Raw genomic sequence first — 19,852 nt, 5'->3', positions numbered from 1 at the left:
GGTCCTGGTCGGTCTGACGATCCTGCCCGCTTGTACGGTGACGCCGGCCCTCGGTGAATCCATCGCGGTCAACGGCTCCGAACCGCAGAATCCGCTGGTGCCGTCGAACACCAACGAGAACGGCGGCGGGCGCATCGTGGACCGGCTGTTCGCCGGCCTGCGCCGGATCGCGGCGGACGGCAGCCTGCACGACGAGGTCGCCGAATCCATCGAGACCACCGATCAGCAGTTCTACCGGATCAGGTTGAAATCGGGCTGGACGTTCTCCGACGGTTCCGCGGTGACAGCGCATTCGTTCGTCGACGCATGGAACTACGGCGCCCTGATCACCAACGCGCAGTTGCAGAGCTACACCTATGCGCCTATCGCCGGGTTCGAGGATGTGCAAGCCGATCCGCCCCGGGCGCGGACCATGGCGGGGCTGCGCGTACTCGACGACCTCACCTTCACCGTCGCGCTGAAAGAGCCGACGATCGATTTCCGGACCCGGTTGGCCTATGCCCCCTTCTATCCGCTGCCGCAGGCGGCCTACGCGGATATGGAGGAATTCGGGAAGTACCCGATCGGTAACGGGCCCTACCGGTTCGCCGGCCCCGATGCCTGGCAGCACGATGTGAAATTGGATCTGGTGCCCAGCGAGAACTACCGGGGCGGGCGTCCACCTCGGAACAAGGGCTTGACCTTCGTTTTCTATTCGGATTTCGACGCCGCCTACGCCGATCTGCTGGCCGGCAACCTGGATGTGCTGGATACGGTCCCCGCCAGTGCGCTGACCGTGGTGGACGCGGATCTGGGAGATCGTTCCGCCTCGGCGACGACCGCGCAGAACCAATGGATCGGCACCCAGCCCGGGCTGCCGCATTTCGGCGGTGCGGAAGGCCGGTTGCGCCGGCACGCGATCTCGATGGCGATCCAGCGGCAGGCCATCGGCGACAAGATATTCCGGGGCACCCGCCGCCCCGCGCGGGACTACACCTCCCCGGTGCTGCCGGGCTACGAGGGCGACCTGCCCGGTGCGCGGGTGCTGGACTACAACCCCGACGAGGCGCGTCGGCTGTGGGCGGCGGCCGACGAGATCTCGCCGTGGAGTGGACGTTTCGAAATCGCCTACAACGCCGACGGCGATCACCAGGCATGGGTGGACGCGGTCGCCAACAGCATCAAGAACACTCTGGGGATCGAGGCCGTCGGTGCGGCCCTGCCGACGTTCAAGCAGTTGCGGGACCAGATCACCACGCGGACCATCGGCAAGGCGTTCCGGTCCGGATGGCAGGGTGACTATCCGACCATGCTCCAGTTCCTGGAGCCCGGTTTCCTGAGCAACTCCGAAACCAACGATTTCGATTACCACAACCCCGAATTCGACGCGCTGATCGCGGCCGCCGAGGCGGCGCCGACCGAGGCCGCGTCATGGGCGCTGGTCGCTCGCGCGCAGACACTGCTACTACGCGATTTGCCGACCATCCCGATCTTCGACTACGTCAACTCGGCCGGTTGGTCCGAGCGGGTCCGGGGTGTCACCTTCGGTTGGAACGGACTGGCCGATTTCGAGAACATCGAGCTGATATGACCGCCATGACCGCCGCCGGCGGATCCTCGCCCGAACCGCAGGAGTGCCCATGGCGTGGTATGTAGTGCGGCGGCTGCTGCAGATGATCCCGGTGTTCTTCGGGGCGACCCTGCTCATCTACTTCCTGATCTACAAGGTCTCCGGCGGTTCGGTCGCCGCCCTGGCCGGTGACCGAACCCTCACGCCCGCGTTGGAAGCGCAACTGAGGGCCCGCTACCACCTCGACCGCTCGTTCCTGGTGCAGTACCTCTACTACCTGAAGGGCATCTTCACCTTCGATCTCGGCACCACGTTCTCCGGGCGCTCGGTGAAAGACGAACTGGCCCGCGCCTTTCCGATCACCATCCGACTCACAGTCCTGGCGCTGCTGTTCGAGGCGGTATTCGGAGTCCTGTTCGGCACGCTGGCGGGCTTGCGGAAAGGGAAGTTGTTCGACTCCACGATGCTGGTGTTGAGCCTGGTCGTGATCGCGATCCCGGTGTTCGTGCTGGGTTTCCTCGCCCAATACCTGCTGGGCGTCGAGTGGGGGATCGCACCGGTCACCGTCGGTGCCGACGCGAGCTGGGGCCGGTTGGTGGTACCGGCGCTGGTGCTCGGCGCGTTGTCCTTCGCCTACGTGCTGCGGCTGACCCGTAACGCGGTCGCCGAGAACCGGGACGCCGACTACGTGCGCACCGCTACCGCCAAGGGACTGCCGCGGCGGCGGGTGGTCCGGGTACATATCCTGCGCAATTCGCTGATCCCGGTGATCACCTTCCTAGGTGCCGATCTGGGCGCGCTGATGGGCGGAGCGATCGTGACCGAGGGAATTTTCAACATTCCGGGCGTCGGCGGCACTCTCTACCAGGCCGTCGTCCGGGGCGAGGCCCCGACGGTGGTCTCGTTCGTCACGGTGCTGATCGTGGTGTTCCTGCTCGCCAACCTCTTGGTGGACCTGCTGTACGCCGTGCTCGATCCGCGGATCCGCTATACCTGAACAGGAGTGTGGTCATGTCCGATGAGTTGCCGGCCCGCCCGATCAGGCCGGACAGGCAGCGCTGGGTCGCGGCGCCGGACGCGGTCGCCGTCGAGACCACCGACCGAGTACGGGCAGTGGGCGCACCGAACGGATTCTGGGGTCAGGCCTGGCACGGTCTGCGCCGCAATCCGTTGTTCCTGGTAGCGGTGGCGATCATTGCGCTGGTCCTGGTGGTCGCGGCGTTCCCGGGCCTGTTCACCGCTCAGGACCCGCGCTACTGCGTGGTGGACAACAGCCTGCTGCCGCCGAGCGCGGCGCACTGGTTCGGCTTCGATCTGCAGGGGTGCGATATCTACGCCCGCACCGTCTACGGGGCGCGTGCGTCGGTCCTCACCGGCGTCGGCGCTGCTCTGCTGTTCGTACTGGTGGGTGCCACGCTAGGGGCGCTGGCCGGATATTACGGTGGACTGCTCGACTCGGTGATCTCCCGGATCTCCGAGATCGTGTACGCAATTCCGCTGATGCTCGCCGCCATTGTGCTCATGCAGTTGTCGACCACCCGGACGGTCTGGCTGGTGATCATCACGCTCGCCGGTTTCACCTGGCCGCAGGCGGCGCGGATCGCCCGCGGTGCGGTGATCGCCGCGAAGGACAGCGAATACGTACTGGCGGCACGAGCGCTGGGCGTATCCCGTCTCGTCATCCTGATCCGGCACGTCGTGCCCAACTCGCTGGGCCCGGTGATCGTGGTGACCGCGATCTGGCTCGGGGTCTTCATCGTCACCGAGGCGACACTGTCGTTCCTGGGCGTCGGTCTACCACCGACCGAGGTTTCCTGGGGCGCCGATATCGCGACCGGCCAGCAGCAGTTGCGCGGCGGTTCGCTGATCCTCTTCTACCCGGCCACCGCCCTGGCGCTGACGGTGCTCGGCTTCATCATGCTCGGTGACGCCCTGGGCGATGCCCTGGATCCGAAAGGTCGGGCGTCGAGGTGAGCGCATCGGGCGAGTGGGGGTCGCGGAGTCGAGGCAGGGAGCAGATATGAGCGCCGAGAACGAGCATCCGCTGCTCCGGATCCGCGATCTGCGTATCGCGTTCGGGTCGGGGGACAAAAGGGTGGACGCCGTGCGCGGTGTGGACCTGACGGTGTACGCGGGGGAGACGGTCGCGATTGTCGGCGAGAGCGGGTCCGGGAAGTCGACCACCGCGCAGGCGATCATCGGTCTGCTGGCGCGGGCCGGCCGAATCGTCGGTGGCAGTATCGAATTCGACGGAACGGAACTGGCCGGTGCGCCCGAATCGCGACTGGTGGACCTACGCGGAACCAGGATCGGCTTCGTGCCCCAGGACCCGATGTCGAACTTGGACCCGGTGCACAAGATCGGGTTCCAGATCCGAGAAACGCTGGTGGCCAACGGTATCGCCCGCGGCCGCGCCGCACAGGAACAAGCGGTGGAACTCCTGCGCGCGGCGGGTATACCCGACCCCGAGCAGCGGATCGATCAGTATCCCCATGAACTGTCCGGCGGCCTTCGACAGCGCGCGCTGATCGCGATGGCACTGTCGGGCCGGCCTGATCTGCTGATCGCCGACGAACCGACCTCCGCCCTCGATGTCACTGTGCAGCGCCGGATTCTCGATCACATCGCCGGTCTCACCGGAGAATTCGGGACCGCGATGTTGCTCATCACCCATGATCTCGGGCTGGCCGCCGAACGGGCCGAACATCTGGTGGTGATGTACCGCGGCCGGGTGGTGGAGTCGGGCCCGGCACTGGAACTGCTGCGCGATCCGCGGCACGAGTACACCCGGAAGCTGGTCGACTCGGCGCCCTCCCTGACGGCCGCTCGCCGTCCGGGGCGCGCTCGTGCGCACGACGGCGCGGCTCCCGTCCTGGTCGCCGACCGGCTCACCAAGCGGTATCGGACCCGCGGTTCGGTGCCGTGGCGGTCCGGGGAAGCCGTTGCCGTCGACGATGTCTCGTTCGCGTTGCATCGCGGCCGTACCACCGCTCTGGTCGGCGAGTCCGGGTCCGGGAAGTCCACAGTCGCTCAGCTCGTGCTCGGTCTGCTCGAACCCAGTTCCGGTTCGGTCGCCTTCGACGGCAGGGATATCGGTGGCCTGCGCGGTCGCGAACAGGTCCGGTTCCGCCGCCGGGTGCAGCCGATCTTCCAGAACCCGTACGCCTCGCTCGATCCGATGTACTCGATCCACCGGTGTATCGAGGAACCGCTGCGGACCCACGGCCTGGGCACCCGCGCCGAACGTGGAATCCGGGTCCGCGAGCTGCTGGAACAGGTCGCGCTACCCAGCAGTGTGCTGGCTCGCTACCCCAACGAGCTCTCCGGCGGGCAGCGGCAACGGGTCGCCATCGCGCGCGCCCTCGCCCTGGAACCGGAACTACTGATCTGTGACGAAGCGGTATCGGCGCTGGACGTATTGGTCCAGCAGAACATTCTCGAGCTGCTCACCCGGCTCCAGGACGAGCTGGGTCTCACCTACCTTTTCATCACCCACGATCTGGCGGTGGTCGCCCAGCTCGCGGACGAGGTCCTGGTGATGCACCGGGGGCGGATCGTCGAGGCTGCGGTCACCGGCGAGATCTTCGACTCCCCGCGCGAGGAGTACACCCGCCGCCTGCTCGACGCCATCCCGGGCCGCGATCTGTTCGTCGGCTGAGAGCCGGTTCGGGCCGGCGCCCGAACGGGTACGCCGACCCGCTCGCGCCGCGGGGCCAGCGCTCACCCTGCGGCTCGTCGCCGGTAGCGTGCTGATCCGTGACCGATCCGCTTGCGCCGCTCATCGAACTGCCCGGGGTCCGGGTCGCCGCCGACAAGGCTCGGGATGCGCTTGCCGAGGTCCACCGACACCGGTCGAACCGCCGGGGCTGGGCGACTACGGCCGCCGAAGCCTCGGTGCGTGCGGCACGGTCGTCGGCGGCACTGGAGGGCGGCAGCACCGAGTTGCCTGCCGACGGAACGGTTACCGACCCGATCCTGGCCGGTGCGTTACGGGTGGGTCAGGCGCTCGACGGCGACGCGCTGCGGAATCTGGTCGGTATCTGGGAACGGGCACCGCTGCAGGCCCTCGCCCGGTTGCATCTGCTGGCCGCCGCCGATCTGGTCGACGACGAGAACGGACTGGGCCGTCCCCGGGCCGACAGGGGAGTCGCGCAGCGCCTGGATGCGCTGGCGCAGACGCTGCTCACCACCTCCGTGCCCGCACCGGTCACCGCCGCCGTGGTGCACGGAGAGCTGCTCACCCTGAAACCGTTCGGTTCCGCGGACGGATTGGTCGCGCGGGCCGCGTCTCGGTTGGTGACGGTTTCCAGCGGGCTGGATCCACGTTCGCTCGGTGTCCCCGAGGTCTTCTGGTTGCGGCGGCGCCAGGCCTACCTCGATGCGGCGGCCGGGTTCGGATCCGGTACAGCGGACGGTGTGGGTGGCTGGGTGTTGTTCTGCTGCGGGGCCCTCGAGGACGGCGCCCGGGAAGCGACATCGATCGCGGACGCCGCCGCGGGATAGTCGCCGAACGGCCGGTTCCGTTCGCGGTACATCGTGGTGAGCGGCTCGAATGTTCCCGAACGTCTGTCCTTGAACGTCAAAGCGGGCGGTGTGGTCGTAAGACCTCACCGCCCGCGAGCACGGACTACCCGGTTACCATGCGTGCTGGTTTGGGTTGTGTTCTCCGGCCTCGGCGTTCCTCCGGGCTCCGCAGCAGCTCATCCCCGCAGCTATGCGAGGCCATCGCCGGCAGCGGACCGGATTTCGCAGGCCCACAACGCTTCTGCCCTTGTAGCGGCGAGCTCCGCGTGGGTGCCTGGAGTCCGTGCTGGGAAGGTGGGTCGGGAGACTGAGCCTTCTCTTCCGGCTCCGCCCTGGCCGTCCTTCCTTCCGTGCCTCCATTTTTACACTGTGACTGCACTCACAGCAAGGTTTACCACAAGTCCGTAGAACAAATGGAAATCGGGCACATCGGTCGGAGTCATATGCTATGAGTCCGGTTCGTGGGTGTGTTCAGCGCCGTCGCAACAGCCGATAGGTGACTGCTCCCGCGATGAGGGCGCTGACGCCGACCGCTACTCCCGCGGCCACGGTTTTCGATGGTGCCTGAAACCGTGACCAGAGCGAGACCGGGTTGGAGAAGCTCAGAACGGGCCATCCGCGGTTTGTCGCTTCTCGGCGCAGATTGCGGTCGGGGTTCACCGCGGTGGGATGGCCGACCGCGGTGAGCATCGGCAGATCGGTGATCGAATCGGAGTACGCGTAGCAACGGGAGAGTTCGTAACCCTCAGTGGCCGCGAGTTTCTCGATGGCGGTGACTTTGCCCTCGCCGTAACAGTAGAAATCGACCGCTCCGGTGTACTTCCCGTCCACGACTTCCATTCGGGTCGCCGCCGTGTGGGTCGCGCCGAGCGCTTCGGCGATCGGCGCCACCACCTCCTCGCCTGAGGCGGAGACGATGACTACGTCGTGGCCGCGGATACGGTGGTCGGCGATGAGGTCGACGGCCTCTGCGTAGATCAGCGGGTCCACCAGTTCGTGCAGAGTGTCCGCCACGATCGACCGGATCTGGGCGACATCCCAACCCGCGCACATTTCGGTCAGATGAGCACGCATGCGCTCCATCTGATCGTGGTCGGCACCGGAGAGCAGGAACATGAAATGGGCATAACTGCTCTCGAGTACGGTGCGCCGAGTGATCAGACCCTGGTCGAAGAACGGTTTGCTGAACACGAAAGTGCTCGATCTGGCGATCACCGTCTTGTCCAGATCGAAGAAGGCGGCGATGCGGCCGTTCTCGCCGCGCCGATCGTCGGGAGATGGTGTCGTTTTGCCGGGTCCCGTCACCACTCCAGGATAGGCATCGAGGCGTGGCGTGTCGTGCCCGATTCCCGCTCGCGTATGTTCTGACCTGTGGTTTTCTCCGGGCCCCCGAAGTGAGGGTGACCTGCGGAACTTCTTTGTCGTCGGGCTTGCGTTCCGGTCGGGGCTTGGGTGTAGTATTGCTGGCACCTGGACTTGTTCCAGGCGCGTTCAGCCCGACCCCCCGGGGCTGAACCCCGACGGCCCCAGCCTCCTCCCCCCCCGGCTGGGGCCGTCCTCTATTCAGGGGCGGCCTCCGGGCAGTTCGAGAGTTCTCCACAACCCGCGAGTTGTCCACAATCCTCACAAGGGTCCGATTCGGGGGACTTCAGCGGGCCACGCTTAGCCCATGGATCACAACGCGACGGATCACGACGCGATGCCCACCGCCGGGGACCCGCCCGCGGTGCTGGTGCTCATCCGGGACGACCGCCTCCGTGAGGAAGTGCGCAGGGTCGCCGCCGCGGCTGGTCGGCGGATCGCCGAGAGCGAGGTCCCTGTCGGCAGGCACTCCTGGTCCGCTGCCCCGCTGGTGGTACTCGACACCGAGGCCGCGGTGGCGTGTGCGAGCGTGTCGCCGCCGCGGCGCGGCGGGGTGGTGACGGTCACCGACGGTGAGCCCGGACTGGCCGATTGGCAGGCTGCTGCGGTGATCGGGGCGGAGCGGGTGATCGCCCTACCGAGCGCCGCCGTCGGTCTCATCGAGAAATTCGCCGAGTACGGGCAACAGCACGCCGACGGCGGAGTGGTGATCGCCATGGCCGGTGCGGGTGCCGGGGCCGGAGCCTCCATCCTCGCCGCCGCTACCGCCCTGCGCTTGGCCACCGCGGGTTTCCGTCCGCATACGGTGCTGGTCGACGGCGCGCCCCATGGCGGTGGCCTCGACCTGCTGCTCGGTATCGAGGCCGCACCCGGCTTGCGCTGGCCGGATCTGGTCGTGGACGACGGTCGAGTCGCCGCGGCCGAACTGCACAACGCACTTCCCGTCGCGGGTGCCGGTCTGTCGGTGCTGTCCTGTGGCCGGGGCAGCGGGCGTACCGGCCCCATCGGCGCGGCTGCCGCGCATGCGGTAATCGAGGCAGCTCGGGGCGCGGGCGATCTGGTCGTCTGCGATATATCCAGCGAGCGCGGCCCGCATACGGACCGGATACTCGACGCGGCCGACCTCGTGGTGCTGATTGTCCCCGCACAGCTGCGTGCGGTAGCGGCCGCGGGTGCGGCGGCGGAATGGATAGCCCGGCGCAACCCGAACCGCGGCCTGGTGGTGCGTGGCCCCGCGCCCGGAAATCTGCGCGGCCACGATATCGCCGCGGTGCTCGAACTTCCTCTGCTGGCGGCGGTCCGAGCACAACCCGGACTGGCCGCACGGCTCGAACGCAGGGGCCTGCGGCTGCGGCGCGGCCCATTGCGGGACGCGTGCGACGCGGTGCTGGCGGTACCGAGCCCACCCGACGAGCGGAGAGCCGGATGAGTACCACTGCCGAACCGACCGGCGTGGTCACCACCGAACTGCTGGAGCGGGTACGTGAACGACTGGCCGGAGATCACGCGGAGCCCGAGCCCGCTCGCGTCGCGGCAGCCATCCGTGCCGAAGCCGGTGGGATGCTGGGGGATACGGATCTGCTGCGCGCTCTGCGACTGTTGCAGACCGAACTCACCGGCGCCGGGGCGCTGGAACCGCTGTTGCACGATCCGACGGTGGCCGATGTGCTGGTCACCGCTCCCGATGCCGTGTGGATCGACCGGGGGCACGGCGTCGAACGCACCTCGACGACCTTTCCGGACGAGGCCGCCGTTCGTCGGTTGGCGCAGCGTCTGGCCCTATCGGCGGGCCGCCGACTCGACGACGCACAGCCCTGGGTCGACGGGCAGCTGTCCGGCCGGGAACTATTGCTGGGACAGAATTTCGGTGTGCGACTGCACGCCGTGCTCGCACCGATCGCTCGGGGCGGAACCTGTCTGTCGCTGCGGATCCTGCGCCCGGCGACCCAGGGCATGGACGCGCTGGTCCGAGCCGGCGCGGTGCCACCCGCAGCGGAAACCCTGCTACGACAGATCATCCGCGCCCGGCTGGCCTTCCTGGTGGTCGGTGGCACCGGAGCGGGGAAGACCACACTGCTCTCCGCGCTACTCGCCCAGGTAGGTCAGGGTGAACGCATCATCTGTGTCGAGGATGCGGCCGAACTCGCGCCGCCGCATCCACATGTGGTCCGGCTGGTGGCCCGGCCCCCAAATATCGAGGGGGCGGGGGCGATCACGCTGCGCGATCTCGTCCGGCAAGCGTTGCGCATGCGACCGGACCGCCTGGTGGTCGGTGAGGTCCGGGGTGCGGAAGTCGTCGATCTGTTGACCGCGTTGAACACCGGGCACGACGGCGGTGCGGGCACCGTTCACGCCAACTCGCCGCGAGAGGTCGTGGCCCGGCTCGAGGCGCTGGCGGGCCTGGGCGGAATGGACCGGTCCGCACTGCACAGTCAACTGGCCGCCGCAGTCCAAGTGGTGCTGCACGTACGGCGTCGCGCCGACGGCTTCCGGTACCTCGGGGAAATCGGGGTGGTGCAACGTGACACCGCCGGCGGAGTGGAGATCTGCGCGGCTTGGCGAGCAGCCGGTCCTGCCCCTGCCGCCGGGGTGCTTCGGGCAATACTCGCGGAACGGACGCGGTGATGTTCGACGTCGAAGGGCCGCGGGCCGCCGCTGCGGCGTTCGGGTGCACGGTGCCGGCGTTGCTGCTCGTACCGGTCTCCGAAAGAAGGCGCCGTTTCGGTGCGCTGTTCGAAACTCCTGCACAGCGACGTATTTCGAAGCGCTGGGTGCTGCTCGCGGCAGCCCTGATCGGATGTGTCCCCGCGTTGGTTCTGGGCAGCGGTAGCGTGATTGCCGCGCTGCTCGTCGTAGGGACGGTGTCGGTGCGGCTGCGCCGAACCCGCCGGATACGTCTGCACCGCAACGAATGCGGCTATCTGCTCGACGGTCTCGAGACGGTGATTTCCGAATTACGCGTCGGTGCCCATCCGAGCGCAGCGGCGGCGGCCGCTGCCCGGGAGACGAGCGGAATCGCGGCCGCGGCGTTCGCAGTCGGGTCGGCGCGCAGCCGGTTGGGCGGGTCGGGTGCTGAAGGTCTACTCCGTCCCGACACCGTGATCGCCGCCGAACTCGGTCGCATCGCGGACGCCTGGCGAGTCGCCGAACGGCACGGCCTCGCGCTCGCCGAACTACTTTCGGCCGCCCGAGCCGACCTCGGTGCGCGGATCAGATTCCGGAGCCGTACCGATGCTTCGCTGGCCGGCGCTCGCGCGACCGCCGCGATCCTGGCGGCTCTACCGCTGCTCGGTGTCGGTCTGGGGCAGTTGATGGGTGCACATCCGCTCCATGTGCTGTTCGTATCCCCATCCGGTCTCTACCTGCTGCCGCTCGGCACCGGATTGGCCTGCGCGGGTTTGCTCTGGGCGGACGAGATAACCCGGCGCGTGGTACCGCAATGAGTACGTACACGCCCGCTGAACTCTCCCGCGACGAACGGTCTGTTCGCCACAGTCGAGAGCACCTCCAGAGGTCTGAGGAAGAAGGAGCGATGACAGTCGTACCAGCCTGGCCGTTCGTCCTGCTCTCGGTCGCCACCCTGCTGGTTCCGGCCCCGGTTCCGGCGGTATCACGTCTGACCGCCGCCGCACGACGCTACGTGCGGTCCGGAAAGGCCCGTACGGTATCCGACCCGGTCGCGGTCGCGACGCTCTTCGATCTGCTGGGCGCCTGTCTGCGCGCCGGATTGCCGACGGCTGCCGCGCTCCGCGCGGTCGCCCCGGCGTCGCCGGATTCGCTGGCGGATCGGTTGGTGCGGGTTGCGGATCTACTCGCATTGGGGGCCGATGCGGTGATGGCATGGGCACCGGCCGAACCCGGATCGCCGGACGCGCGGGAATTCGATGCGCTCGCACGGTCGGCCCGCCGTTCGGCGCGGTCGGGAGCATCGCTGGCCGGAGCAGTCGGAGAACTTGCCGACGCACAGCGTATCCAGGTGGAGGAAGCAGCGACCGCCCGAGCCGAACGCGCCGGTGTCCTGATCGGTGGACCACTGGGCCTGTGTTTCCTTCCGGCGTTCATCTGCTTGGGCATCGTCCCGGTGATCATCGGTTTGGCCGGCCGGGTACTCGGCGGCGCCGCGTTGTGAACATCGTGCCGGGAGCGGAGACCGATATGTTCTCGTGCGGATCGGCTGCGCGAGGTGACAAGAAAGGGGAGTCGGGTGCTGATCAACTGGACAACTACGGGGGCCGTACGGCAGGAACTGCGGGCAGTGCGAGGACGAATGAACGTCCGCCTGATGGGTGCGGTGTCGGACGAGACGGGGATGAGCACGGTCGAGTACGCCATCGGCACCATCGCCGCTGCCGCATTCGGTGCGGTGCTCTACACCGTGGTGACCGGCGAAAGTATCCCCGACGCATTGACCGGGATCATCGAGAAGGCGCTGAACACGAGCGTGTGACGTCCACGGCCGAGCCGGTGGGCAACGCCGCGGTCGGAAACGGGTGCATCGAGGCACTCGGGCGGATGAGTTCCGACGAGACCGGGTCGGTGACCGTCGAGGCGGCGATCGCGCTCGGTGCGATCGCCGTGACCGCCACCTTGTGCATGGGGGCCGTTTTCGCGGCCGTGACCCAGGTGCGCTGTGTGGACGCCGCCCGCGAGGCGGCTCGGTTGGCCGCCCGCGGCGATCGGGCTGTGGCGGTCGACGCCGCGCGCCGGGTTGCACCGGCCGGGGCCGAGATCTCGCTGCGGGACGAGGGTGATCGGGTGGTCGCCCTCGTAGCGTCCGATACTCCATTGATACCTGTTCTCGAACTGCGGGCTGAGGCTGTCGCCGTGAAGGAACCGGATCAGCAGGTATGAGTTGCGAGCCAGGGACGCTGCTGATGCCGGATGCGTGGGGCGCCTGCCCGGCATCGGCGGCCCGAATCATCCGGCTTCTCCGCCGTCGAACTCGGCGGCATCGCGGGGGAGATGCCGGGTCGGCGACCGTCACCGCATGCCTTGCCCTGGTGGCACTGATCGTTATGTCCGCACTTATCGTCCAGCTCGGTGCGGCGGTCGTGGCGCGCCACCGTGCGCAGGCAGCGGCGGACCTTGCCGCCCTGGCGGCCGCGGGCGAACTGTGGAACGGCGCGGAAGCCGGATGTGCGGCCGCGGAATCACTTGTGCAGCGGACCGGGGCCGGGCTTGTGCGGTGCGAGATAGATGGTTGGGATGCCGTGATCTCGATCGAAGAAAAAGTACCGTTGGGTCCGTTCGGTACGCGGAGTATACGAGCGGTTGCGCGAGCGGGGCCGGTCGAAGAAGCGACGTGATCGCGCTATGCCGAATTTTGTTAACGACGAATACTGCATTCACTTAGCGACGGCAATTAATGGCCCGTTACTCGAAATTGTCACGTGTTCCCGAATTGATACGAAAGGCCCTTCTATAGCTACCGACCGGTCCAATGGCAACGATTCAGTTAATATGATGCTTATCCTCTTAAATCGTCAGGTTTCGCCACGTAGGCTGCGCACCCCGGGTCGCTCGGCAACTCCCTGACCATCGATTTTGTCCATACCTGAAGGTCATTGACGGTCTGGATCACCCAGTTCGGTGAGAATCGCCGTCAACAAGCGGACGGCGCCGTCTTTATCGAGGGGTTCGTTCCCGTTTCCGCACTTGGGCGACTGCACGCAGGACGGGCAGCCACCTGGGCAGGCGCACGCTACGACCGCCTGGAGAGTGGCCCCGAGCCAGCGCCGCAGCATCGTGTATCCGCGTTCGGCGAACCCGGCACCGCCGGGCTGTCCGTCGTAGACGAAGACTGTAGGCAGTCCTGTATCGGGGTGCTGAGCTGTGGAAACGCCGCCGATATCCCAGCGGTCGCAGGTCGCCACGAGCGGCAGCAGTCCGATCGCCGCGTGCTCGGCGGCATGCAGCGCGCCCGGCGCCGCAGCGGCGTCGATCCCGGCGCGATCCAGTAGTTCGGGGGTCACGGTGTAGAGCACGGCGGTAGTGGGGAGCGTTTGCTCGGGCAGATCGAGTTCGACCAGGTCGAGTACCTCGCCGGTCACCAGGGTGCGGAGATAACCCACGACCTGGCTGCGCACCGTGACCTCAGCGAAAGCGGCAGTGACCTGCCCGAAGTTCATGCTCTCGCGGATTGCGTCCACGGTGAGGGAGGTGATTGCGCGGGCGCTGGTGGTCCAGCCGGGGGTGTCGGCGCGGACCAGTGCGACACCACCCGCGAGGTCGAGTTCCTCGACCAGATAGCTCTCGCCCTGGTGCAGGTGGATCGCACCTTCGTGCAGTGTGGCCGGAGCGCGCCCGGCGTCCGCTGTGCCGAGCAGCCGGCCGGTCTCGCCGACCACGATCGCGACCTGGATACCGATGCCACCGCGGACGTCGACTTCGTCGTGCGGGGCTTGGGGTGCTGTATAGAACCAGCGGCCGCCGCCTTCGGCTTCCCGCCGGCGGACAAGTCCTCGACCTGCTAATTCGGTCAGTACCCGACGTGCGCCGAGCGCTTCTGCCTCCCCGTCGTCGAGGGGAAGTTCCATGGCCGCGCACAGCAGTTGCGGGCCGAGTACAAAAGGGTTCCCGGGGTCGATGATGGTGGCCTCCACCGGCCTGTTCAGCAAAGCTTCGGGGTGGTGCACCAGATAGGTGTCGAGCGGGTCGTCACGTGCTACCAGCAGGGCCAATGCCCCCTGCGTGCGCCGTCCGGCCCGGCCGATCTGCTGTCGGAACGAGGCGACCGTCCCCGGAAATCCGGCCAGGACGACCGCGTCCAGCCCGGCGATATCGACACCGAGCTCCAGGGCGTTCGTGGTCGCGGCGGCGAGCAACGTTCCGTCCGAGAGGCCTGCCTCCAGCGCTCGCCGGTCCTCGGGCAGGTAGCCGCCACGATAGGCCGCGACACGTTCTGCCAGTTCGGGGTCGATTTCCGCCAGGCGCTGCCGAGTGTGTACGGCGATCAGTTCCGCGGCCCGCCGAGACCGGGCAAAGGTCAGGGTTCGCGCGCCTTCCACCACCAGTTCGGCGGTGATCCGGGCTGCCTCCGTGGTAGCGCCGAGCCGGACGGGTGCCCCGTTCTCGCCGGTCACCGCAGTGAGCAGGGGTGGTTCCCAGAATGCGATGGTGCGTGGGCCCCGCGGGGACCCGTCTTCGGTCACCGCCACACAGCCGGCCCCGACCAGCCGAGACGCAGCCGCCGCGGGGTCGGCCGCGGTCGCGGAGCAGAGGACGAACACCGGGTGTGCGCCGTAGTGGGCGGCAAGTCGGCGTAACCGGCGCAGAACCAGCGCCACGTGCGAACCGAACAGCCCCCGATAGGCGTGGCATTCGTCGACGACCACGTATCGGAGCTGACGAAAGAAGTGTGACCAGCGACGATGTGACCGCAATAGGCTCAGGTGCAACATATCGGGATTGGTGAACAGCCAGCGGGCCTCCGACCGCACCCACTGCCGGATCTCGGTGGGTGTATCGCCGTCATAGGCGGCGACGGGAATCCGGCGCAGGGCTCCGTGCCTGGTCAGGTCGCCGACCATGCGGAGCTGGTCGGCGCCCAATGCCTTGGTGGGGGCCAGATACAGCGCCGTGGCGCGCGGATGTTCGTGCAGGGCGGTGAGTACGGGAAGCTGATATCCCAGCGATTTTCCGGAGGCGGTTCCGGTGGCTACGACCACGTGTTGTCCGTGGTGGGCGTGCTCGGCTGCGGTCGCCTGATGTCTCCACGGCAGCTCGATTCCCTCGGTACGTAGCGCGCTCACCACGTCGGTCGCCGCCCAGGTCGGCCATTCGGCGGTCTCGGCGGGGCGCCCCGGGATCTCGGCGATATGCGTCAGTCGCGAATCAGTGATCGGAACGCCGTCGAGGACACGATTCAGCAACGATCGCCCATAGGGCCGATCGGGCCGGGTCTCTCGGGTCATGCGTGAACGCCTTCCGGGTCTCCGGACGGTGTGAAACACCGCCGTCCGCTCCCTACTACCTGCGGGTTCGATACCCAATAGCGATCTGGGTCACAGCTGAGTATGCGGTCCGTAGGCTGGTTATCGGTAGGCAAACATACCGGAAGTGCAGATTCGCACGGGCTAACCCTTACCCCCGCATTCGCGAGATCATTTTTTTTGCAAATTGTCGGTAACTCCGCTGTTGAATTTCCCAAAGACATGGTTCACTGGTTCTCGGTCGAAAGCTTCTGTGTTCGAGGGACGGATGCAAAGTCCTAACCCTGGCAGGATCGATGTTGCGAACGGCATACGTTGGCCCGCATGGCGGTCCAGAGTAGCGCCGATCGGAACAGGCCCGGTGGACGAAACCCAGTTGTCCGCCGTTCCGAGTAAGAAAAGAGAAGGAACAGAATGGCACAGGGAACTGTGAAGTGGTTCAACGCGGAGAAGGGCTTCGGCTTCATCGCGCCCGAAGACGGCTCTGCGGACGTCTTCGTCCACTATTCCGAGATCCAGGGTTCGGGTTTCCGTACCCTCGAAGAAAACCAGAAGGTCGAGTTCGAGGTTGGTCAGGGCACCAAGGGCCCCCAGGCCACCGGAGTTCGCGCTCTCAGCTGAGCGAGATACCTCCCAGTTCGTCCCTCGCCTCCCGTAACGGGAGCGAGGGACGAACTATATGTGGAGTATGCGTACCTCCGCATCCGCTCCGGCCATGCGCTCTGGGCGTACCTCCGCATCCGCTCCGGCCATGCGCTCTGGGCGTACCTCCGCATCCGCTCCGGCCATGCGCTCTCGGCGTACCTCCGCATCGACTCGGGGCATGCGCTCTTCGCCTATCTCGGGGCCCGTCCGGGCGGGCAGATCGGTGCGTACCCGTGTCCTTGCCCGGGGCACACGCTTCTTGCTTACGTGCGTATCTACATCGGTGGTGTGCTCTATGCCCGTCGGCGGCTCCGTACAGGCCACGCGTATATCGCGCACTGGCGCATCAGATCCCGCTGTTCGTCGGTCGGGCGTCGGTGAGCCCGGTCCGGGCGCGGGCCTTTCGCCTACCGGCGCCCTCGCCTCACGCATCGCACCTACTTCATCACCCGTATCGGCGGTGTGTTCCGCGCGTCGCTCGGAATCCGATCCGTTCGTTCGCTGTCTGCCCGGGCTCGGCACGGTCGGAGCCCAGCGGGCAGTGCGTCGGCATTCACTGGCCTGCGGTGCGGGGCACTCGGTACGCCCGGCATCGGCTACCGTCGGACGTGTTCCGCGCCACGCGCGAGCCGGAGGCGGATCGGCGTTCGCACGCACCGGTCAAAGTGTTACTGCGCGAATTCGTGACGCACCGTGCGTGCTCACCCGTGGCGCGGCACTGCATACTGAACGGCATCGACGCGCTAGGCCCGATGGTCGCGACCGTTCGACCACGTGCAGTGTCGAGGTATAAACGTGACTGGTGGTGATGTAGACCGTCACCATCCGCTCAGTCAGCCGCGTCGTACGCCCCGAGTAGCGTTCCGCGGGTCGAGAAGGAAAGGGATTCGCAGGTGGCAACACGAGACCGAAACGCAGCCGAGGCGGGTCGTCCCGTGCGTCGTCTCGTCATCGTCGAATCCCCGACGAAGGCCCGTAAGATCGCGCCCTACCTGGGGCGGGACTATACGGTCGAGGCATCGGTCGGCCATATCCGGGACCTGCCGCGCGGTGCGGCCGATGTCCCGGCCAAATACAAAGGTCAGGACTGGGCGCGGCTCGGGGTCGACGTCAACAATGACTTCGAACCCATCTATGTGGTCAGCCCGGAAAAGAAGAGCAAGGTCACCGAGCTGAAGGGTCTGCTCGCAGACGCCGACGAGTTGTATCTGGCCACCGACCCCGACCGCGAGGGCGAGGCCATCGCCTGGCATCTGCTGGAGACGCTGAAGCCGAAGGTTCCGGTTCGGCGGATGGTGTTCCACGAGATCACCGAGCCCGCGATCCGCGCAGCTGCCGCCGATACCCGCGACCTGGACAACGACCTGGTCGATGCGCAGGAGACCCGGCGCATCCTGGACCGGCTCTACGGCTACGAGGTCAGTCCCGTGCTGTGGAAGAAGGTCATGCCGCGGCTGTCGGCGGGCCGGGTGCAGTCCGTCGCGACCCGGGTCATCGTGCAGCGCGAGCGGGAACGGATGGCGTTCCGCTCGGCCGAGTACTGGGATATCGCCGCCAAGCTGGATGCCGGCGGGGCTACCGATTCCGCCAATCCGCGTACCTTCTCCGCCCGCCTGGTCGATGTCGACGGATCCCGGGTTGCCACCGGCCGTGATTTCGGGTCGGACGGCCGCCTCAAGACCGATTCCCGAGCGCTGGTCCTGGACGAATCCAGGGCTCGGCGGCTGGCCGAGGCCCTGCACGGCACCGATCTGGTGGTGACCTCCGCCGAATCCAAGCCGTACACCCGTAAGCCCTATGCGCCGTTCATGACGTCCACGTTGCAGCAGGAGGCCGGTCGTAAACTGCGGTTCACCTCCGAACGCACCATGCGCACCGCGCAGCGGCTGTACGAGAACGGCTACATCACCTATATGCGAACCGACTCGACCACGCTGTCGGAGTCGGCGATCAACGCCGCACGCTCCCAGGCGACCCAGCTGTACGGCGCCGAATTCGTGCATCCCACCGCCCGGCAGTACACCCGGAAGGTGAAGAACGCGCAGGAGGCACACGAGGCGATCCGGCCCGCCGGCGATACCTTCGCGACTCCGGGGCAGTTGCACGCCCGGCTCGACACCGACGAGTTCCGGCTCTACGAACTGATCTGGCAGCGCACCGTCGCCTCGCAAATGGCCGATGCCAGGGGCACCACCCTCACTCTGCGGATCACCGGCACGGCCGGCACGGGCGAGGAATGCGTGTTCTCCGCCTCCGGCCGCACCATTACTTTCCCGGGCTTCCTGAAGGCTTATGTGGAGAGTGTCGACGAAGAGGCCGGCGGTCAGTCCGACGATGCCGAGACTCGATTGCCGCAGCTCGCCGAAGGTGAGGGCGTCACCGCCGTCGAACTGAACCCCGACGGGCACAGCACCAATCCGCCCGCCCGCTACACCGAGGCGTCGCTGATCAAGACGCTGGAGGAGCTCGGAATCGGGCGCCCGTCCACCTATTCGTCGATCATCAAGACCATCCTCGATCGCGGTTACGTCTACAAACGCGGTAGCGCGCTGGTGCCCTCTTGGGTGGCTTTCTCGGTGACCGGACTGCTGGAGCAGTATTTCGGCCGGTTGGTCGACTTCGATTTCACCGCAGCGATGGAAGATGATCTGGACGCCATCGCGGGCGGGCGAGCGCAGCGCGGAAATTGGTTGTCCAGCTTCTACTTCGGCGGTGACGACGGCGCCGAGGGCTCGGTCGCGCGGGCCGGGGGCCTGAAGCGCATGGTCGGAGAGCGGCTCGACGATATCGATGCCCGCGTGATCAACTCCATCAAACTGTTCAGCGACGACGCGGGTCGCGATGTTGTGGTACGGGTCGGCCGGTACGGGCCGTACCTCGAACGAATGGTCACCGACCCCGACAAGCCGGATGCCGAACCGACTTCCCAGCGCGCGAACCTTCCCGACGATCTGCCACCGGACGAATTGACCCCGGAGGTCGCCGAGAAGCTCTTCTCCACTCCGCAGGAGGGCCGGTCGCTGGGGCACGACCCGGACAACGGAAACGAAATCGTCGCCAAGGAAGGACGTTTCGGCCCCTACGTCACCGAGATCCTTCCGGAAACCGAAGAGGATCAGCCGGCCAAGAAGACCGCGAAGAAGAACGCTCCCAAACCGCGCACCGGGTCGCTGTTCAAATCCATGGACCCGGCGACGGTCACCCTCGAAGACGCGTTGAAGCTGCTGTCGCTGCCGCGGGTGGTCGGCGCCGATCCGGCCTCCGGTGAGGAGATCACCGCGCAGAACGGCCGGTACGGGCCCTACCTGAAAAAGGGCACCGATTCTCGATCGCTGGCCACCGAGGATCAGATCTTCAACGTGACCCTCGACGAGGCGCTCAAGCTCTATGCCGAACCCAAACGCCGCGGTAGACAGGCCGCGGCAGCCGCGCCGCTCCGGGAACTCGGTAACGATTCCGCCACCGGTCAACCGATGGTCATCAAGGACGGGCGCTTCGGGCCCTATGTGACCGACGGGGAGACCAACGCCAGCCTGCGCAAGGGCGACGAAGTGGAATCCATCACCGACGAACGCGCTTCCGAACTGCTGGCCGACCGGCGCGCGCGTGGTCCGGTGAAGAAGGCGGCGAAGAAGACCGCCAAGAAGGCTCCGGCCAAGAAGACCGCTGCCAAGAAGACCACCACGGCAGCCAAGAAGACGACCACGGCGAAAGCGGCCGCGAAGAAGACCGCGGCCAAGAAAGCCCCGGCCAAGAAAGCCCCGGCGAAACAGTCCGTTGGGCGGTCGGCGTCCGAGAGCGACGATTAGACCGCGGACAGCTGTCGGACTGCCGGAGTAGT

General features: G+C 67.0%; 16 protein-coding genes. 14 read left to right on the top strand and 2 right to left on the bottom strand.

The window, feature by feature from the left end; all coding sequences use genetic code 11:
• Positions 1–4 precede the first annotated feature (4 nt).
• From OG405_RS24405 to OG405_RS24385, 5 genes are all read left to right on the top strand, one after another.
• A complete protein-coding gene (locus tag OG405_RS24405) occupies positions 5–1,570 on the top strand; it encodes a peptide ABC transporter substrate-binding protein (protein WP_442790786.1) in 1,566 nt (521 codons plus the stop codon).
• 49 nt (positions 1,571–1,619) lie between these two features.
• A complete protein-coding gene (locus tag OG405_RS24400) occupies positions 1,620–2,546 on the top strand; it encodes an ABC transporter permease (RefSeq protein ID WP_327148764.1) in 927 nt (308 codons plus the stop codon).
• Between the two features lie 14 nt (positions 2,547–2,560).
• The gene (locus OG405_RS24395; protein ID WP_327148763.1) at positions 2,561–3,523 is read left to right on the top strand and encodes an ABC transporter permease; all 963 of its coding nucleotides are present in this window, start codon (positions 2,561–2,563) and stop codon (positions 3,521–3,523) included.
• Positions 3,524–3,569: 46 nt separating this feature from the next.
• Positions 3,570–5,207, top strand: a complete 1,638-nt coding sequence (locus OG405_RS24390) for an ABC transporter ATP-binding protein (protein ID WP_327148762.1) — start codon at positions 3,570–3,572, stop codon at positions 5,205–5,207.
• A gap of 98 nt (positions 5,208–5,305) precedes the next feature.
• Complete coding sequence (locus tag OG405_RS24385; protein ID WP_327148761.1) at positions 5,306–6,052, top strand: oxidoreductase; 747 nt, start codon at positions 5,306–5,308, stop codon at positions 6,050–6,052.
• A 492-nt stretch (positions 6,053–6,544) separates the two neighbouring features.
• On the opposite strand, the gene OG405_RS24380 is transcribed toward OG405_RS24385, so the two are convergent.
• Positions 6,545–7,378 (bottom strand): HAD family hydrolase, encoded by an 834-nt coding sequence (locus OG405_RS24380; protein ID WP_327148760.1) that lies wholly within the window; start codon positions 7,376–7,378, stop codon positions 6,545–6,547.
• A gap of 364 nt (positions 7,379–7,742) precedes the next feature.
• Between OG405_RS24380 and ssd the strand changes: the two genes are divergently transcribed.
• The 7 genes from ssd to OG405_RS24345 all read left to right on the top strand — a co-directional run bounded on the left by ssd (position 7,743) and on the right by OG405_RS24345 (position 12,741).
• Positions 7,743–8,864 carry a septum site-determining protein Ssd gene (ssd, locus tag OG405_RS24375; RefSeq protein ID WP_327148759.1) on the top strand — a complete coding sequence of 374 codons (1,122 nt, stop codon included), beginning with the start codon at positions 7,743–7,745 and terminating at the stop codon, positions 8,862–8,864.
• A complete protein-coding gene (locus tag OG405_RS24370) occupies positions 8,861–10,060 on the top strand; it encodes a TadA family conjugal transfer-associated ATPase (RefSeq protein WP_327148758.1) in 1,200 nt (399 codons plus the stop codon). Before ssd ends, OG405_RS24370 begins: the two co-directional genes overlap by 4 nt.
• Positions 10,060–10,878 (top strand): hypothetical protein, encoded by an 819-nt coding sequence (locus tag OG405_RS24365; protein ID WP_327148757.1) that lies wholly within the window; start codon positions 10,060–10,062, stop codon positions 10,876–10,878. Before OG405_RS24370 ends, OG405_RS24365 begins: the two co-directional genes overlap by 1 nt.
• Before the next feature lie 89 nt (positions 10,879–10,967).
• A complete protein-coding gene (locus tag OG405_RS24360) occupies positions 10,968–11,564 on the top strand; it encodes a type II secretion system F family protein (RefSeq protein ID WP_327148756.1) in 597 nt (198 codons plus the stop codon).
• Between the two features lie 138 nt (positions 11,565–11,702).
• Positions 11,703–11,882: a DUF4244 domain-containing protein gene (locus OG405_RS24355; RefSeq protein WP_327152491.1), complete on the top strand. Its 180-nt coding sequence runs from the start codon at positions 11,703–11,705 to the stop codon at positions 11,880–11,882.
• A gap of 65 nt (positions 11,883–11,947) precedes the next feature.
• The gene (locus tag OG405_RS24350; RefSeq protein WP_327152490.1) at positions 11,948–12,286 is read left to right on the top strand and encodes a TadE family type IV pilus minor pilin; all 339 of its coding nucleotides are present in this window, start codon (positions 11,948–11,950) and stop codon (positions 12,284–12,286) included.
• On the top strand, positions 12,283–12,741 hold the full coding sequence (locus OG405_RS24345) for an Rv3654c family TadE-like protein (protein WP_327148755.1): 459 nt from the start codon (positions 12,283–12,285) through the stop codon (positions 12,739–12,741). The genes OG405_RS24350 and OG405_RS24345 overlap by 4 nt, the downstream gene beginning before the upstream one ends.
• A 255-nt stretch (positions 12,742–12,996) precedes the next feature.
• Here the strand turns inward: OG405_RS24345 and OG405_RS24340 are convergent, their stop codons facing one another.
• Positions 12,997–15,348, bottom strand: coding sequence for a DEAD/DEAH box helicase (locus OG405_RS24340; RefSeq protein ID WP_327148754.1), 2,352 nt, complete (start codon positions 15,346–15,348; stop codon positions 12,997–12,999).
• 432 nt (positions 15,349–15,780) lie between these two features.
• On the opposite strand from OG405_RS24340, the gene OG405_RS24335 reads away from it, so the two are divergent.
• Positions 15,781–15,987 carry a cold-shock protein gene (locus tag OG405_RS24335; protein ID WP_011206895.1) on the top strand — a complete coding sequence of 69 codons (207 nt, stop codon included), beginning with the start codon at positions 15,781–15,783 and terminating at the stop codon, positions 15,985–15,987.
• Between the two features lie 917 nt (positions 15,988–16,904).
• The gene (gene topA, locus OG405_RS24330; protein ID WP_327148753.1) at positions 16,905–19,820 is read left to right on the top strand and encodes a type I DNA topoisomerase; all 2,916 of its coding nucleotides are present in this window, start codon (positions 16,905–16,907) and stop codon (positions 19,818–19,820) included.
• Positions 19,821–19,852: the final 32 nt, after the last annotated feature.

It is taken from the genome of Nocardia sp. NBC_01329 (assembly GCF_035956715.1).
Classification (GTDB): domain Bacteria; phylum Actinomycetota; class Actinomycetes; order Mycobacteriales; family Mycobacteriaceae; genus Nocardia.
Note: the sequence above shows the minus strand (reverse complement) of the source record. Positions and strands in the feature narration are given on the sequence as shown.

What these genes read in the sequence shown, in the direction of transcription:
- OG405_RS24355 (WP_327152491.1), top strand. Translation starts at nt 11,703, where the DNA reads ATGAACGTCCGCCTGATGGGTGCGGTGTCGGACGAGACGGGGATGAGC.
- OG405_RS24335 (WP_011206895.1), top strand. Translation starts at nt 15,781, where the DNA reads ATGGCACAGGGAACTGTGAAGTGGTTCAACGCGGAGAAGGGCTTCGGC.
- OG405_RS24400 (WP_327148764.1), top strand. Translation starts at nt 1,620, where the DNA reads ATGGCGTGGTATGTAGTGCGGCGGCTGCTGCAGATGATCCCGGTGTTC.
- OG405_RS24365 (WP_327148757.1), top strand. Translation starts at nt 10,060, where the DNA reads ATGTTCGACGTCGAAGGGCCGCGGGCCGCCGCTGCGGCGTTCGGGTGC.
- OG405_RS24345 (WP_327148755.1), top strand. Translation starts at nt 12,283, where the DNA reads ATGAGTTGCGAGCCAGGGACGCTGCTGATGCCGGATGCGTGGGGCGCC.
- OG405_RS24390 (WP_327148762.1), top strand. Translation starts at nt 3,570, where the DNA reads ATGAGCGCCGAGAACGAGCATCCGCTGCTCCGGATCCGCGATCTGCGT.
- OG405_RS24370 (WP_327148758.1), top strand. Translation starts at nt 8,861, where the DNA reads ATGAGTACCACTGCCGAACCGACCGGCGTGGTCACCACCGAACTGCTG.
- OG405_RS24340 (WP_327148754.1), bottom strand. Translation starts at nt 15,348, where the DNA reads ATGACCCGAGAGACCCGGCCCGATCGGCCCTATGGGCGATCGTTGCTG.
- ssd (WP_327148759.1), top strand. Translation starts at nt 7,743, where the DNA reads ATGGATCACAACGCGACGGATCACGACGCGATGCCCACCGCCGGGGAC.
- OG405_RS24395 (WP_327148763.1), top strand. Translation starts at nt 2,561, where the DNA reads ATGTCCGATGAGTTGCCGGCCCGCCCGATCAGGCCGGACAGGCAGCGC.
- OG405_RS24360 (WP_327148756.1), top strand. Translation starts at nt 10,968, where the DNA reads ATGACAGTCGTACCAGCCTGGCCGTTCGTCCTGCTCTCGGTCGCCACC.
- OG405_RS24350 (WP_327152490.1), top strand. Translation starts at nt 11,948, where the DNA reads ATGAGTTCCGACGAGACCGGGTCGGTGACCGTCGAGGCGGCGATCGCG.